15 protein-coding genes are annotated in these 16,030 nt (G+C 37.4%); all 15 read right to left on the bottom strand.

Annotation, left to right across the window (positions count from 1 at the left end; all coding sequences use genetic code 11):
- Nucleotides 1-243: 243 nt before the first annotated feature.
- The gene (locus tag E2R67_RS05930; protein ID WP_243836967.1) at nt 244-1,971 is read right to left on the bottom strand and encodes an ABC transporter transmembrane domain-containing protein; all 1,728 of its coding nucleotides are present in this window, start codon (nt 1,969-1,971) and stop codon (nt 244-246) included.
- A gap of 277 nt (nt 1,972-2,248) precedes the next feature.
- The gene (locus tag E2R67_RS05925) at nt 2,249-3,724 is read right to left on the bottom strand and encodes an FAD-dependent oxidoreductase (RefSeq protein ID WP_134290007.1); all 1,476 of its coding nucleotides are present in this window, start codon (nt 3,722-3,724) and stop codon (nt 2,249-2,251) included.
- 45 nt (nt 3,725-3,769) lie between these two features.
- Entirely contained in the window at nt 3,770-4,474 is a 705-nt protein-coding gene (locus tag E2R67_RS05920) for a phosphoglycolate phosphatase (protein ID WP_134290006.1), read from the bottom strand.
- A gap of 99 nt (nt 4,475-4,573) precedes the next feature.
- Nucleotides 4,574-5,227 carry a DUF2987 domain-containing protein gene (locus tag E2R67_RS05915; RefSeq protein WP_166739326.1) on the bottom strand — a complete coding sequence of 218 codons (654 nt, stop codon included), beginning with the start codon at nt 5,225-5,227 and terminating at the stop codon, nt 4,574-4,576.
- A gap of 41 nt (nt 5,228-5,268) precedes the next feature.
- The gene (locus tag E2R67_RS05910; RefSeq protein ID WP_134290004.1) at nt 5,269-6,048 is read right to left on the bottom strand and encodes a hypothetical protein; all 780 of its coding nucleotides are present in this window, start codon (nt 6,046-6,048) and stop codon (nt 5,269-5,271) included.
- Nucleotides 6,049-6,239: 191 nt separating this feature from the next.
- On the bottom strand, nt 6,240-6,950 hold the full coding sequence (gene cobB, locus E2R67_RS05905) for a Sir2 family NAD+-dependent deacetylase (protein WP_208379473.1): 711 nt from the start codon (nt 6,948-6,950) through the stop codon (nt 6,240-6,242).
- A gap of 157 nt (nt 6,951-7,107) precedes the next feature.
- Complete coding sequence (locus tag E2R67_RS05900; protein ID WP_134290002.1) at nt 7,108-7,413, bottom strand: integration host factor subunit alpha; 306 nt, start codon at nt 7,411-7,413, stop codon at nt 7,108-7,110.
- 3 nt (nt 7,414-7,416) lie between these two features.
- Nucleotides 7,417-9,804, bottom strand: coding sequence for a phenylalanine--tRNA ligase subunit beta (gene pheT, locus E2R67_RS05895; protein WP_134290001.1), 2,388 nt, complete (start codon nt 9,802-9,804; stop codon nt 7,417-7,419).
- Between the two features lie 12 nt (nt 9,805-9,816).
- Complete coding sequence (gene pheS / locus E2R67_RS05890) at nt 9,817-10,797, bottom strand: phenylalanine--tRNA ligase subunit alpha (RefSeq protein ID WP_134290000.1); 981 nt, start codon at nt 10,795-10,797, stop codon at nt 9,817-9,819.
- Between the two features lie 209 nt (nt 10,798-11,006).
- Nucleotides 11,007-11,618: a fumarylacetoacetate hydrolase family protein gene (locus tag E2R67_RS05885; RefSeq protein WP_134289999.1), complete on the bottom strand. Its 612-nt coding sequence runs from the start codon at nt 11,616-11,618 to the stop codon at nt 11,007-11,009.
- 58 nt (nt 11,619-11,676) lie between these two features.
- Entirely contained in the window at nt 11,677-12,453 is a 777-nt protein-coding gene (locus tag E2R67_RS05880; RefSeq protein ID WP_134289998.1) for a TatD family hydrolase, read from the bottom strand.
- A gap of 2 nt (nt 12,454-12,455) precedes the next feature.
- Entirely contained in the window at nt 12,456-13,499 is a 1,044-nt protein-coding gene (gene holB, locus E2R67_RS05875; RefSeq protein WP_134289997.1) for a DNA polymerase III subunit delta', read from the bottom strand.
- A 2-nt stretch (nt 13,500-13,501) separates the two neighbouring features.
- Nucleotides 13,502-14,155, bottom strand: a complete 654-nt coding sequence (gene tmk, locus E2R67_RS05870) for a dTMP kinase (RefSeq protein ID WP_134289996.1) — start codon at nt 14,153-14,155, stop codon at nt 13,502-13,504.
- A gap of 1 nt (nt 14,156) precedes the next feature.
- Entirely contained in the window at nt 14,157-15,152 is a 996-nt protein-coding gene (gene mltG, locus E2R67_RS05865; RefSeq protein ID WP_134289995.1) for an endolytic transglycosylase MltG, read from the bottom strand.
- The gene (gene pabC, locus E2R67_RS05860) at nt 15,145-15,969 is read right to left on the bottom strand and encodes an aminodeoxychorismate lyase (RefSeq protein WP_134290073.1); all 825 of its coding nucleotides are present in this window, start codon (nt 15,967-15,969) and stop codon (nt 15,145-15,147) included. The genes mltG and pabC overlap by 8 nt, the downstream gene beginning before the upstream one ends.
- Nucleotides 15,970-16,030 lie beyond the last annotated feature (61 nt).

Raw genomic sequence — 16,030 nt, 5'->3', positions numbered from 1 at the left:
AATAAAGGAATAAAAACAAAAAACAGTAGATAGGTGAAGTTTAAATTGAGGGTTTATCTAAACTGAAAAGTATCGGACTATCGTAAAGAAAAGAAAATCTATTAGTTAGTCATACAATGAAAATATGCAAGACTGTTAGGCGGAAGTTTTTTAACTAATATCAGAATTCCCTATAAACACAGATGAGCCGATATTCATAGCTACTACTCATAACCATCAAAATCAGCTCTTTTAAATAAACAATTATTGTTTCGAATGGCTATTATCAAACTGTAAATCACACAGTTTTTTATACAATGGCGAACTCGTTAACAACGACTGATGATCACCCGTATCAACGATCCTGCCTTTATCCATCACTACAATTAAATCAGCATCGTTCACTGTGGATAAACGATGCGCAATAATCAAGGTGGTTCTATCTTGCATTAGTTTGTTTAGCGCGGCTTGTACATGATTTTCACTTTGCGCATCTAATGCACTGGTTGCTTCATCTAATAATAAAACCTTAGGATCCTTTAAAATTGCTCTTGCTAGGGCGATGCGTTGTTTTTGTCCGCCCGATAAGCGTACGCCCTGCTCACCTAAAAAACTGCCGTAACCTTGCGGCAATTGATTAATAAATTCATTGGCATGGGCGCGCTTTGCAGCTGCGATGACTTGCGCATCGGTCGCCTGAGGGTTGCCGTAACGAATGTTGTGCCAAACGTCAGAGCTAAATAAAATAGGCTGTTGCGGCACCATTCCCATGGCATCGCGTAAATCGCTTAATGCTAGCTGCGTAATATCCGTATCGTTAAATTTTATTTGCCCTTGCTGTGGGTCATAAAAGCGTTGCAACAGTTCAAAGAGTGTTGTTTTCCCTGCACCTGAAGGCCCCACTAAGGCGACGGTTTTTCCCGTTGGGATCACTAAATTAATATCGTGTAGCGCGGGAATATCTGGTCGAGAAGGATAAGAGAAATCCACCTTTTCAAACGTGATTGCCGATGAGGATGGTGCTTTCATCACACTCGGTTGGCTAGGTTGTTTTATATCACTTTCTACTTTTAATAAATCGAGTAAACGCGTTGCTGAACCAGCAGCACGTTGCAGTTCACCATAAACCTCTGCAATGGTGGCTACTGATGTCGCGACTATAATGGCGTAAAAAACAAAGGCGCCTAATTCACCACCGGTCATTTTACCTGATAGCACATCCATTCCACCGATCCATAACATGCTGCTAATGGCAGCAAAGGTTAGGAAGATAACAATGGCAATTAAAAACGAGCGTTGTTTGACTCTACGTTTTGCGACCACAAAAGCTTTCTCAACTTCATGACCAAAAGCGACCTGCTCTTTGGCTTCATGGGTATAGCTTTGTACGACTTTAATATTTTGAATAATTTCGCCTGCATAGGTGCCAATATCCGCAATCGCTCCCTGTGAACTTTCAGCTAAGGTTCTCACTTTACGGCCGTAAACAAGCATGGGTATGAGGATGAAAGGTACTGCAACAATAACCACTAAAGACAATTTTAAGTTGGTGACAAACAACATGACCAATCCACCAATCAACATAAACAAACTACGTAACGACATAGAGAATGAAGAGCCAATAATAGATTGTAATAACGCGGTATCCGTCGTTAAGCGCGACATGAGTTCACCACTTCTATTTTCTTCAAAGTAACTTGGGTGCAAAGTGACGATGCGATTAAACACAGCCTTTCTAATATCAGCGCTGACACGTTCACCTAACCACGACATTAAATAAAAACGGCTAAAAGTGCCTACTGCCAATAAAGCAACTAGGAAAACCAAGCCTAAAATTGTCGCTTGTAATTGTTGAGCTGAGCCAGCAATAAAACCATTGTCGATAACCGATTTCACCGCTTGCCCTAAAGAAAGGTTGATAATGGCAGTGACTAACAAAGCAAGCAATGCTAATGAAAGCATTAATTTATAAGGTTTTATAAAAGCTAATATTGGTAATAAGCTATTGAAGGCTTTAAGCTTTTCTTTTGGGTTAGAAGTGTTTTTTAAATTGCTATCATCTGCTGAAGTATTATTCACAATATACTCAATATGTTAGGAAGTAATGTTTATATGCTTGAACCATTAATAATGGAGTCGAAGAAGCAGTAATTCAAGGATATGGATGGAGAAACAAAAAATCCCATGACCAGTTAAGTCATAGGATTTACCTTTGATTAAGCGATTTAAGGCTTAAGTGCTTTAACGCTTAAGTTATTTAAGAATTAAGTTACTGTTGTTTGATATTGCGGTAAGCGAGAGCAATGGGATAACCACGTTGCTGCGTATAAAGCTCTGAGCGCGTTGTTATATCAAGGTCACTAATAGAATGAGTAATTGGGAACAAACGTTCGCCCACAGACTTTCTATCAACGAATCCGAGCTCTGCCAACTCTTCAGTTAATGCATCCGCACAAGTTAATACCGATGAGGCTTTAACTATTTCACAGCGTGCATAATTATTGCCTTCAAAAGAGACACCTGCCGCGCGTAAATTCGCATCTTCACCAGGAATTTGCTGTGCACCAAATAAAGGTTTACCTTCAACAACAGCATGTTTAAAAGCAGGAATATAACGCGCTAAATGATCGATAGCACGTTGACCACGTACTTCAATTTCTTGCGCTAACCAGCCTTTATCTATTTTACGGATAAACTGTTCGTTTAATTTTGGTTGAGCACTTTCCTCTGAACTGGTTACTAAACCGTTATCAAACAAGGTAATTTCATCGGTCATACCATGTAATTGCACCAAGTTGTCAGCATAAGGCGTAAATTGAGCCATGCCTTCTGGTGTGCCACGTTGACCATGGAAAATAACTTCGGGCCATAAACCTTCTGTGCCTTGCCATTTAGTCACGTAAGCCGCTTTAAATTCAACCAAACGCTGACGATGGAAGCCAGCAAGGTCATCAATTTCACCGGTTCTAAAACCTGCTGCATTAATTAAGTAATCAAATGAATCAGTGCTTTGCAGCCCTTCTTCTTCATGAGTCACTAACCATTGCTTGTTGTTATTTTGCACACCACTAATTTGTTCAATTTTAACAACTTTACTGTTTAAGTGTACTTTGCCTAATTCATTTTTTTCCAATGAAAGCGCTGCCGTTGCGCCAAGGCGAAATACATTCCATCCAAACTCCTGCACTAACACCACAGGGAATTTCAGTGCAGATAAATCAGTATGCTTAGCAAAGGGAATCATCCACTGCTCAGCTGTTTTAGGAATTTTTTGTTCATCTAATAAAGCTAATGCTTGTAACTCTTCTAGCTCAAATAAACGATAATAATCACTCGCTTTACCTAAGACTTGATTCGCTGCATCTTGATCAATCAGTGATTGATATTCATTTTGTAACAGCGTTAATCGAGGCAATAAGTCTAACGGCTGACCGGGATCTTGTTTAGGGATCGCAATCACTGTTGGTCTATAATCCACTGAATCAGGGTACAAACGCAATGATTCAATCGACTCATGTAATAGAGTGACACATTGATCATCGGGAATCTCGCGATATAAATTACCACCAGCATGAAGATGGCAAATAGGCGGCCCATTAACTAGGCTTGTTCCTTTCTCAAACAAGTCTACTTTTAAGCCAATCTCAGTTAAATAAAGTGCGATTGAAGCTCCGGCAATACCACCACCAATGATCGCAATTTTTTTATTGTCTGTTTTATTATTTGCTATGTGATTATTAATCATTGTAAAAACCATCTACATTGATTTGAAGATAAAGCATCTTATTGATTACTCAGCTAAAGTGTATTGGTTAACTTCAGAAAACACAGCAATCATATCGGCAAAGTCATCAAAACTAATATCAGGATTATGTTCATTGATATCTTCACCATAGTTATAACCGTAAGTTAAACCAATGCTTTGCATATTCGCAGCATGTGCCGCTAATATATCGTTTTTGGAATCTCCTACCATCACGCATTCATCTACAGTTACACCTAATTTTTCACAGGTATAATGTAGAGGAAGAGGATCAGGTTTACGTTTATCTAAACTATCGCCACCTAATATGGATTCGAACAAACCATTAAGGTCTAGACCATCTAAAATTGGCTGAACGAAATCAAAAGGTTTATTAGTAATAATCGCTAGTCGATACCCTTTTGCTTTTAATATTTTCAATGTTGAACGAACATTAGGATAAGTCACCGTGCCAACACAAAGATTTTCAGCATAAAATTCAAGGAAGATAGCTAATGCTTTTTCAAGTAATTCAGGATCTAAATTTGGATCAATTTCAGTTTGACCAGATAAACCGCGTTGAACGAGTATGCTCGCTCCATTACCAACCCATGAGTGAATGATCTCAGATGAAACTTCATCTCGGCCAATGCTGGTTAGCATATGATTAATAGCTAATGCTAGATCAGGCCCACTATCAATTAACGTCCCATCTAAATCGAATAAAATAGCTTTTTTATCTTTAAATTTCACAAGTCATTCCTTAATGCATATATGCTTCAAATCGTTATAACGGTTATTAATGGCGCTTTCTTTTTAGTAGTTTATCGCACTTGATTTAATACAGAATGCTTATTTCTTTGTTAACCAAGGTGTTATACGCAAAATGCTGATATCAAGTTCATTTATTTTAGTTATTTCTTCAAAATCACCATTATTTAACAATAACTGTTCATTATCTATAACTCTTGCCTTTGATAAAGCCGCTAATTGCTTGTCATTTAATGGTTGAGCAAGCTGCAATCGAACGCCTGAAAAAGTAGGTAAGAAGTATTTACCTATCATACCCGCATTTTTCTTTAATACGCCTTCTAACTGCTCACTGATAACAGTTAATTTAGTTGGCGTTAAATCATCAAGTTCTTTTTCTTTTGCCATGACAGTCACCTGCAAGTCACAGCTTGAAACCGCTTTGTTATCATCAATATCGATAACTAATACGCCACCGTCTTTACGATGCTGATCAGAATAGAAAGGTAATAAGCGACCTGTGGATTGGAAAAGAATAGGCTCAATATTATCCTCAACTTGTATTTGTGCATTATTTATCGTGCACTGAGTTTTATCGAGATGATCGACAAGATAAAAAGCAGTCGTGACGTATTCATAATCTAATTTGTACATGGTTTTCATGTAATCAAAAAAGAGCGAATAATTTAATTTAACCGTAGAAGCTTGGCTAAAAGGAGACAATAACAATAAAGTAATAACTAACGCTAAACGCATAATTGGTTTCCTGATGTTTACAATCGTTCTATCAATATAAATTAAGCTTCAAAACCACCGCTGTGAGAACTTGGCGTGTCATTATCATCATCGGATACTTCAGTCACTGAAATAGTAACACCGCATATTTGACGATAAATTAATCCCATCATATTCACATAAAATGGAATAACAAAAAGTAAACCAATACCAGAGGTAATAACACCAAATACAAAGAGGAAAATAAAGAAGATAAGTAATATTGTAAATTGACCAATATTCTTATTCACTAGTTTAAAAGAGATAGTTAACGCTAAAAATGCAGAGAGTTTTTTCTCAGCCATTAGAGGGTAAACTAGCATAAATGACATTCTTAAATAAAACATCACTAGAATTGAAAGTATAAAACCAGCGTCATTAAACAGCTGCCCCAGAACAATACTTAAAAAATTAACAAGCAAATTAATCATCATTGCTGCAAGTGATAGTTTAAGCGCCATATTAACGTAACTGAACAAATGAAAAGGTTTGCTTTTTAAACCAATAGAGTGATTCACTCCCATCATTAATAGCCCAGTAACAATAGGAGGTGCGACCAAGAGTACGAGTACAAAAAAGGCGATAACAACTCCTGTGTCCTTAAAGGAATCTACATTTTCAAGAGATAAAGTCACCAATAAAAATAATGAAAGAATAATAAGCAAACACGCAGTAAAAAGCGGGAAAAAGTTTTTCTGCGTTAAAGTGAAAGCATCTTTAAACAAGACTTTTAAATCAAGCTGATACCCTTCAGCGAGCGATTTTTTTATATCTCCGCCTAATACAAAATATTTTGAATTCATAACAAGCTAACATTCCTAGGTTATTTGGTCGTTGAATAGCACTTAGTAGCAGCGAATCATTGTAGGGAGTTCTGTTAGCTTTTCAAGTACATTAGCGGTGGGCAACAGTTTTTTAATAGCAATTAAGCCATTATTTAGCGAATAACATTAGCGTGATTATTTATAGCAAACTTTAATGCTTAGCTTTTGTTTTATTTTGCCAATAGCGTTTTAACCAATTCAGGAACCAGTTCTGTGGCTTTGCCTTGTTGCACAGTATCAAAATGACTATGAACATCACTAGGTTCAAGGTTTATTTCAATTGAATCTGCGCCAACACTTTGCACTTCTTCAACAAACCCCGCAGCAGGATACACAGTGCCAGAGGTGCCTATCGCAATAAACAAATCAGCTTGTGAAAGGTGATGGTAAATAATATCAAGCCCGAGCGGCATTTCACCAAACCAAACAATATGAGGACGCAGAGGTAAAGGGTATTGGCAGCAAGTACAAAGGTCCTCGGAAGTAATATCGGTTGTCCATGGGATCACTTGATTGGTTTTAGCACAACGTACTTTTAACAACTCGCCATGCATATGAATGATATTTTTAGAGCCGGCTTGTTCGTGAAGGTTGTCTATATTCTGCGTGACTAATAAGAACTCACCATCAAACTTTTCTTCGAGTTCAGCTAGTGCATAATGCGCTGCATTGGGTTTTTTATCACCTAAGCAAAAATCTTTACGACGTTGGTTATAAAAATCTAACACCAATTCAGGGTTACGTTTATAACCATCTAAAGTGGCCACATCTTCTAGTTTATACTTTTCCCATAAGCCATCTTTTGCACGAAAAGTTTGAATACCTGATTCAGCGGAAACACCCGCACCAGTTAATACAACAATCCTTTTATATTTACTCACAATAAGGAAACCTCAAATCATTTTTATAATAATGCGAAAAAACTTATGATTAATAATTGTAGTGTTCTATCAAAATTTGTTTGTGCATCACTTCATATAACACTCAAATTTTGAGTAAAAAAAAAGCCGCTAAGCGACTTTTTTCAAAAGATAATTATTATTTATTAGGCGAATCCGGCAGACTCTCTTCTACCAATTCTTTTAATTTCTGACCTGCTTTAAATGTAACCACTCGTCTTGCTTCAATAGGGATATCTTCACCAGTTTTAGGGTTACGACCAGGTCGTTCGCCTTTATCTTTTAGTTCAAACCCACCAAAACCTGAAATTTTAACTGGCGAACCAGATTCAAGAGTTGATTTTATTTCTTCAAAAAAAGATTCTACAAACTCTTTTGCTTCACGTTTGCTTAATCCAATTTTTTCCGATAAATGTGCTGCAATCTCTGCTTTAGTCAGTGCCATAATTTAATCTCTCAACGATGCATTAAACTCCGTAGAAACCGCTTCAACTATTGAACTTACGCTATCAGCAATCTCCTGTTCTTCCAAAGTTCGGGTTGTATCCTGCAAGATTAAACCTATTGCTAAGCTTTTCTTACCCTCTTCAACACCTTGTCCTTGGTATACGTCAAACAAGTTTATGCTAACTAGTCCAGTTCCGCCAATTTTTTCTATAAATTTTAGGACCTTACCTGCATTAACGTGCTCGTCGACAACAAATGCAAGGTCTCGGTGGTTCGCAGGGAACTTAGAAATGCCAATTGCTTGCGGTAATTGACGATTTAAAATAGCATCAACTTCGATTTCAAACACGATTGCTTGTCCATTTAAAGCAAAAGGTTTCTTCAAACTTGGGTGCAATGTGCCAATATAACCAATATTTTCACCGTTACGGTAAATACCAGCAGATTGACCAGGATGTAATGCACTGTGTTTTTCGGCTTTAAATTCAAAACTGCTTGCATCAACAGTTAAATCTAACACCGCTTCTAAATCCGCTTTTAGATCAAAGAAGTCAGCGGCACGTGATTCAATCGACCAATGCTCATCATTCGTATTACCAATGATCACGCCAGATAACATTTGTTGTTGGCGAATACCGTTCTCAGCTTTTTCGTCTTTAATAAAACGTAAACCTGTTTCAAATAAACGCACGCGGCTTTGTTGACGTTTTTGGTTATTAGAAACACTTTCTAATAACCCTGTCCATAAACTAACGCGCATTGCTGACATATCTTTAGAGATAGGGTTTGGCAAGATAAGCGCATCTGATTCAGGATGTAATTTTAACTGTTTGTCAGGGTCAACAAAGCTGTAAGTGATCGCTTCTTGATATTCACGATTCACTAATACGTCACGGATCTTGGATAGTTTTAAACGAGACTCATTATGAGCAGGCATAGTTAATGCTGCTTGCGGTGCGATATTGGGAATGTTGTTGTAACCAAAGACACGCGCCACTTCTTCAATTAAATCTTCTTCAATAGCCATATCAAAACGATAAGTTGGCGCAACAGCAGACCAACCTTCAGCTGTTTCAGTTACTACACAACCTAGTTGCGTTAGTATTTGCTGAACACGATCTGAATCAATTGATATGCCGATTAAACGATCTAGTTTGCTGCGACGTAATTCAATGGTTGCTTGTTTAGGAATATGCGCTTCACTGACTGCTTCAGTGATTGGGCCAACTTGCCCGCCACAAATTTCAACTAAAAGCTGTGTTGCACGTTCCATTGCCGTTGCTTGTAAAACAGGATCAACACCACGTTCATAACGGTGTGACGCATCAGTATGCAAACCGTAGCTACGAGCACGGCCAGCAATTGCTAAAGGTGCAAAGAATGCACTTTCTAAGAAAATATCCGTTGTGCCTTCTTGCACACCTGAATCTTGACCACCAAAAATACCAGCCATTGCCAATGCTTTAGATTGGTCTGCAATCACTAGTGTATCAGTGTTTAATTTAACTTCTTTGCCATCTAACAATGTTAAGGCTTCATCTTGATTTGCAAGACGTACATTAATCGCACCGTCTAATTTAGATAAATCAAAAGAGTGCATTGGATGACCAAACTCAAGTAAAACGTATTGAGTAATATCAACAACTGCGTCCACACTGCGTACACCACAACGACGTAATTTTTCAACCATCCATAATGGTGTTGTTGCATTTTGATTAATGCCTTTGATCACACGACCAAGGTAGCGAGGACAAGCTTCAGGTGCTTGTAAGTTAATAGCAACTTGATCGTCGATAGAAACAGCAACATTTTCCCAAGTCGGTTGTGTTGCTTCAATACTATTTAATACAGCGACTTCGCGCGCTAAACCAGCAATACCTAGACAGTCTGCACGGTTAGCCGTTAAATCTACATCGATGATCACATCATCAAGTTGTAAATATTCACGAACACATTGACCAATTGGCGCATCTAATGGTAATTCAATGATTCCATCAGCACTTTCTGCCATGCCAAGTTCTGACTCAGAGCACAACATACCGAATGACGGTTGACCACGTAGTTTTGCTTTTTTAATTTTGAAATCGCCAGGCAATACTGCGCCAACAACAGCAACAGCTACTTTTAAACCTAAACGACAGTTTTTAGCACCACAAACGATATCGATTAATTCGTCTTCACCGATATTAATTTTAGTCACTTGTAATTTATCAGCATCTGGATGTGGACCACATTCAACCACTTCCCCCACTAAAACTTTGCTAAATTCACCAGCAACAGGCTCTACGTCATCAACTTCAAGACCGGCCATGGTGATTTGATATTGTAGTTCTTCTGAATTAATTTTTGGGTTAACCCACTCGCGTAACCAAGCTTCACTAAATTTCATTATGTTTAACCCTTATTTGAATTGCTTGAGGAAACGAAGATCGTTTTCAAAGAATGAACGTAAATCATTAACGTCGTAACGTAGCATGGTTAAACGCTCGATACCCATACCGAAGGCAAAACCTGAGTATTTCTCAGGATCAACCCCCATCGATTTTAAAACACTTGGATGTACCATGCCGCAGCCTAAGACTTCTAACCAACCGTTTTTACCTTTTACATCCACTTCCGCAGAAGGTTCTGTAAATGGGAAATAAGATGGGCGGAAACGTACTTCTAAATCTTGTTCAAAGAAGTTATGTAAGAAGTCATGCAAAATGCCTTTAAGCTGTGTAAAGCTAACATTTTCAGCAATCATCAAACCTTCTACTTGGTGGAACATTGGCGTATGCGTTTGGTCGTAATCATTACGGTAAACACGGCCAGGAGAAATAATACGCACAGGTGGATTTTGATTTTCCATGGTACGGATTTGTACCCCCGATGTTTGTGTACGTAACACTAAATCTGGATTGAAGTAGAAAGTATCGTGATCAGCACGAGCTGGATGATGTGGTGGAATGTTTAACGCATCAAAGTTATGGTAACCATCTTCAACTTCAGGACCATCTTTTACTTCAAAACCTAATTCACTGAAAAACTCAACGATACGCTCAGTAGTACGAGTCACAGGATGAACATTACCCTGTTTTGAACCACGACCTGGCAAAGTGACATCAATCGTTTCAGAAGCTAATTTTTCATTTAAGATAGCTTCTTCCATGCCTTTTTTGCGTTCAACCAATACGGCTTGAATCGCTTGTTTAGCTTGGTTAATTAACTGCCCTGCTGCTGGCTTTTCTTCTGGAGGTAATTTACCCAAGCCTTTCATTTGCTCGGTCATTAAGCCTTTTTTACCAAGATACTGTAAACGAATTTCTTCTAATTCGTTGGTATCAGCGGCGTTTTCGATCTGTTGTTGCGCGTTAGCAACGATTTCATCTAGGTGCTGCATTCGATTTACTCTACTTTAGACAAGTGATAAAAAATATGGGGTAATTTTACGCAGATCAAAGTGAGTTGGCTAGTGCTGAGGGCATTTTGCAGAGGATAAAACGCAGGAAATAGGGAATTATTTCATGTTCACGGCTGCGCTTTATGTGCTTATTCACTATTTAAAGTTCAATTGCTTAAATTAAAAAGGATTTTACCTTTCAATTAAAATTAAAGTACCGTCCATGTTTGTGTTATCAGCAAGGTATCTTGATCATAAAGTTGACCTACAAAAACATCACCTTGGTTTACCTTACCCACTCCTTTTGGTGTTCCTGTCATCAAAATATCGCCATTCTCAAAAGACATAAATTCACTAACGGCTTCAACAATCTGCGCAGGTTTATAAATCATTAAGTCATAGTTTGCTTGTTGAATAATGACATCATTAATGGATAGCACTAAACGCAGAGTTTCAATTTGATTTGGGATTGCCACAAATTCTGATAATACAGCTGATTTATCAAAGCCTTTAGCGCGTTCCCAAGGTAAGCTTTTTGCTTTTAAAGTACTTTGTACTTCTCGTTTTGTTAAATCTAGTCCGATACCTGCTGCAATAAACTCATTATTTTCAATAATGAATGAAATCTCAGCTTCATAATGAATCGCATCGGTAACATGTGTATAAATCTCTGTTGCAATCGCTGAATTAGGTTTTACAAAAATAACCGGCTCAGTCGGGACTTCATTGTTAAGCTCTTCAATATGTTCAACGTAATTACGACCAATACACACCACTTTAGAAGGTGTTATTTTCTGTCCATTTGATAATACTGATTGCATTTGAGGATCCTTTTTAAAGCTCTTTAACTTAATCTAACGATGCATATTGTGTATACGCTTAACGTAACGCACCTTTAAATAGAGTGAAGTAGTTATTGGTTGTCACTTCAGCTAACTCCTCAAAAGACACACCTTTTAGTTCAGCCACAAATTGTGCAACATCGTAAGTATAAGCGGGTTCATTTTCTTCACCACGATGTGGGACAGGTGCAAGATAAGGAGAATCGGTTTCTACTAATAAACGATCCAACGGCACTGCTTTAATTACTGCTTGTAATTCTTTTGCATTTTTAAAGGTAACTATGCCTGACACTGAAATATAAAAGCCCATTTTCATGGCTTCTTCTGCCATTTCAATGGATTCAGTAAAACAATGCAATACACCACCGACTTGCTCAGCACCTTCTTCACGTAAAATATCTAACGTTTCTTGGCGTGCATCACGAGTATGGATAATTAAAGGTTTATTAAGTTGTTTAGCAACACGAATTTGTTTACGAAACGCATCTATTTGCCAATCTTTGGTTTCAGGCGAATAGAAAAAATCTAATCCAGTTTCACCAATAGCCACTACTTTATCGGAACTTGCATAGTCCAATAATAAAGCTTCATCCATCACTGCTTCTTTATATAAAGGATGTACGCCACAAGTACTAGAAACCTGTTTGAAAGGAGCAATTAATTCAGCCATCGCAGGGTAATCATCTAACGTCACGCAAACACTTAATAAGTGTTTAATGCCTTTTTCCTTTGCTTTGTTAATAACATCATTAATGTCAGTATGCTTTTTACCGTAAGCAAGACGATCAAGATGACAATGAGAATCTACTAACATGATTAACTTTCCTTAAATTTGTTTTTTATTTTTATTAACAGTGCATTAATTAATAATTCTTTTTTTAATGCCGAATGTTCCATCAACAAGTGTCGAGTTTTTAATATTTCGGCACTCAACACACGTAAGCTTTTTAATGAAAGCTGTGTTTGCCAAGTTTGCAACTGAGGTAAAGCAAAATAATAAATAGCATCTTGATTCAGCTGATTATGATTCAACTTAAGTTTATGAATATCATGTAATAAATGAAACAATAATAATAAATTTTGCTCAACATCTTTGGCAATTAGCTGCGCAAATGCAAACAGATTGATAGGTTGAAATAACACATTAAATAAACCTTCAACACACTGACGACGAGTATCTAAAGATGCGTCTTGTTTTAATGCATTAAGATGATTAAGTAATGCTAAAGGACTATTTTGAAACCAGCGTAATACGCCTAAGTCACTCACTTGATAACCCAATTGATACAACCAATCGATTAACATTTGATCATCCGGACTATGTAAATGCGTTTGTTGTAAACGGCTTAATAAGGTCGGCATTAATTGATGGTGAGTACGTGCCAGCAATATTAAGTAACTATCGCCTTGAGGCTCTTCAAGTGTTTTAAGTAGCGCATTAGCCGCAGATTCAGTTAATTGATCAGCCCCTTTTATGACCACTACTTTATTGTTACCTAAATGCGGTCGCTCATTTAATGTTTCCGTTAATGCACGGACTTGATCAATACCAATCGATTTGTTTTTTTCTGCCGCTAATAATTGAAAATCAAGATGATTATTTGCCGCCATTAATTGGCAAGAGTGGCATTGAAAGCAGGCATCATTAGCTTGTTTATTACTGCATAAAAGGAATTGAGCAAGTTGCTTAGCGATTTTATACTTACCAATACCACCACTGCCCGTAAAAAGCAGTCCATGTGGAAAACGTCCTTGATGAAAGTTATTTTGAAGTTGCTGATAAAATGGCGTTAGCCAAGGTGTGCTGACGTTATCAAACACAGCTTCTACACTTTCAACAACTTCATTGCTCTTTGACATAGTTATAAGCTCGCTAACCAAGCATCAAGTTGCTGAATAATTGCAGACTCAACTTGTTCAAAACTAAGACTCGCATCAATTGAAACCGCATTTTTTTCATTAGTAACCAATTGTTTAAAAACAGCACGAGAACGATTAAAAAAATCAATTGCTAACCGTTCAATTCGATCTAATTCACCACGACCACGAGCACGTGCTAATCCCAATTCAGGTTCGATATCGAGAAATAAAGTAAAATCAGCTTTAAAATTACCTAATGCGACTTGCTTGATGTCATTGATCAGTTGTAAATCAATGCCTCTTCCACCGCCTTGATAAGCCAGCGAAGACCAATTATGACGATCACCAATCACGACATCACCAGCATTTAATGCAGGTTTAATTTTATGTTCAACAAGCTGTACTCTTGCGGCATACATAATGAGTAGCTCGGCTTTATCAGCAAGCTGTTCGTCTTCAACGTCCATCTTTACAATATCACGCATTCTTTCAGCTAATACGGTACCACCGGGTTCTCGCGTTAATGCGATCTTCTCTTGAACGATACCCTGTTCCATTAGCCAATTTTTAATATATTGAATTGCAGTACTTTTCCCTGCACCTTCTAAACCTTCAATAACAATGAATTTGCCCGCTAATTTTTGTTGTACAGACATGCTATTTTCCTCGGATATATTTATTAACGGCATTATTGTGTTCTTTTAAGCTTTTCGAGAAATATGACGTCCCATCACCTTTACTCACAAAATAAAGAAAATCAGTTTCAGCTGGATGTAACGCCGCATAAAGTGCATCTTCACTTGGCATTGCTATTGGCGTTGGTGGTAAACCATACATTGTGTAAGTATTGTAAGCCGTTTTTTCTTGTAAATCTTTGCTTCGAATGCGTCCATCATAACGATCTCCCATACCATAAATAACGGTAGGATCGGTTTGTAAGCGCATTCTGATTTTTAATCGGTTAACAAAAACAGAAGATATTTTATCGCGATCATTGGATGAGGCACTTTCTTTTTCAATAATCGAAGCCATGATCAACGCTTGGTAGGGCGTACGATAAGGTAAGCCCTTATCTCTTTCTTTCCAAAGTTTAGTTAGCATTTCATTTTGATGATCGTAGGCTTTTTTTATCAAGCTAAATGCGCTCATATCAGCCGTATAGTGATAGGTTTCAGGAAATAACAAACCTTCTAATTTTGTATAAGGGCTATCTAATTTTCTTAATAATGCTTGTTCATCTTCTTGTAATGGCTGTAAATATTCAGCGTTATCTAAAATCGTTAACCAGTCTTTATAAGTACTACCTTCAATAAAAGTTAATTTAAACTGATATTCACGGCCACTACTCAAGATGGTTAAGATATCTTCTAAAGATGCGCCTTTAGGTAATTGGTAAGTCCCTGATTTTATCTTTGTTAATTCAGGTTTTAGTTTTGATACCACTTTCCACCAAGTTAAATCATCTACTAGCCCTTGAACTACCAATTGTGTGCCGAGATGTGAAAAATAACGCCCTTCTTCTAGCGTAAATAAACGCGTCTCTTCTACTCTTGGAGTATCAAGGTATTGATTGATTTGTTGTAAAACCCAGAAAATAGCTCCCGTCAAAATAAGTCCGACAGAAAATAAGACAGGAGATAATTTTTTAATCATTATTGGATACTTCCTTATTAAGCAATGCTTGTAACTCAGTTACTTTTTGTAATGCTTGCTTTGAATAGTGTTTATCTTGGTATTGCTTAACAGGTACAACTCCCATTAAAGCATTAGTTAAGCACAGACAAGTTGCCTGATTGATGTCGTTGATACTGATTTCTTTTTCGATAACATTAACTTGGTCACTCTGCAAAATACGAGCTCGCATGACCCCAGCAACACCACAATAATCTAATTTAGGCGTTAACCATTGTCCATCTAAGTATATGAATACATTAGCGCTGCAACCTTCGATCACATTACCTAATTCATCGCACACTAAACCTTCATCGGCTTGTGAGCTTATTAATTCTTGTTTAATTAATACTTGTTCTAATCTTGCTAGTGACTTTAACCCAGCTAATTGTTTATTGCGACCCAATTGAGTATGACAGTTAATCACACGAATGCCTTGTTGCTGCCATTTTAGATAAACATCTGGAAAAGAAGAAAGGCTAATAATACGTACAGCCTGCTCACAGCCTTCTGCGCTATAACCCCGTCCGCCTGAGCCTCTTGTTAGTATTATTTTTAACACATAATGAGGATATTCTTTTACTGTTTGAGCAGTTTCAAAAATTTCATTTTCCAATAAAACCCAATCAACGCTTGGAAAAAACAAACGATCTGCACCAGACTTTAGGCGGTTTAAATGTAACGCCCAATCAATCACTTTTCCAAGTTCTATTTTGATTGTCGAGAATAATCCATCACCATAGGCGAGCCCACGGTCAGTGGCAGATATATTATTCGTTACAATACCATTAATTAACATCAAACGTGGATTAGCCTTTGTATAATAAATTTGTTTTCATTATATCCATTTTAAACGCATA

This window comes from Psychromonas algicola (assembly GCF_004378355.1).
Taxonomy (GTDB): domain Bacteria; phylum Pseudomonadota; class Gammaproteobacteria; order Enterobacterales; family Psychromonadaceae; genus Psychromonas.
The sequence above is the reverse complement of the archived record's forward strand: the minus strand, read 5'-3'. Positions and strand labels throughout refer to the sequence as shown.

Excerpts from the sequence above, each read along its gene's own strand:
- E2R67_RS05880 (WP_134289998.1), bottom strand. The coding sequence starts at position 12,453 with ATGTTAGTAGATTCTCATTGTCATCTTGATCGTCTTGCTTACGGTAAA.
- mltG (WP_134289995.1), bottom strand. The coding sequence starts at position 15,152 with ATGATTAAAAAATTATCTCCTGTCTTATTTTCTGTCGGACTTATTTTG.
- E2R67_RS05885 (WP_134289999.1), bottom strand. The coding sequence starts at position 11,618 with ATGCAATCAGTATTATCAAATGGACAGAAAATAACACCTTCTAAAGTG.
- pheS (WP_134290000.1), bottom strand. The coding sequence starts at position 10,797 with ATGCAGCACCTAGATGAAATCGTTGCTAACGCGCAACAACAGATCGAA.
- E2R67_RS05900 (WP_134290002.1), bottom strand. The coding sequence starts at position 7,413 with ATGGCACTGACTAAAGCAGAGATTGCAGCACATTTATCGGAAAAAATT.
- E2R67_RS05915 (WP_166739326.1), bottom strand. The coding sequence starts at position 5,227 with ATGCGTTTAGCGTTAGTTATTACTTTATTGTTATTGTCTCCTTTTAGC.
- E2R67_RS05910 (WP_134290004.1), bottom strand. The coding sequence starts at position 6,048 with ATGAATTCAAAATATTTTGTATTAGGCGGAGATATAAAAAAATCGCTC.
- holB (WP_134289997.1), bottom strand. The coding sequence starts at position 13,499 with ATGTCAAAGAGCAATGAAGTTGTTGAAAGTGTAGAAGCTGTGTTTGAT.
- pabC (WP_134290073.1), bottom strand. The coding sequence starts at position 15,969 with ATGTTAATTAATGGTATTGTAACGAATAATATATCTGCCACTGACCGT.
- E2R67_RS05925 (WP_134290007.1), bottom strand. The coding sequence starts at position 3,724 with ATGATTAATAATCACATAGCAAATAATAAAACAGACAATAAAAAAATT.
- tmk (WP_134289996.1), bottom strand. The coding sequence starts at position 14,155 with ATGTCTGTACAACAAAAATTAGCGGGCAAATTCATTGTTATTGAAGGT.
- pheT (WP_134290001.1), bottom strand. The coding sequence starts at position 9,804 with ATGAAATTTAGTGAAGCTTGGTTACGCGAGTGGGTTAACCCAAAAATT.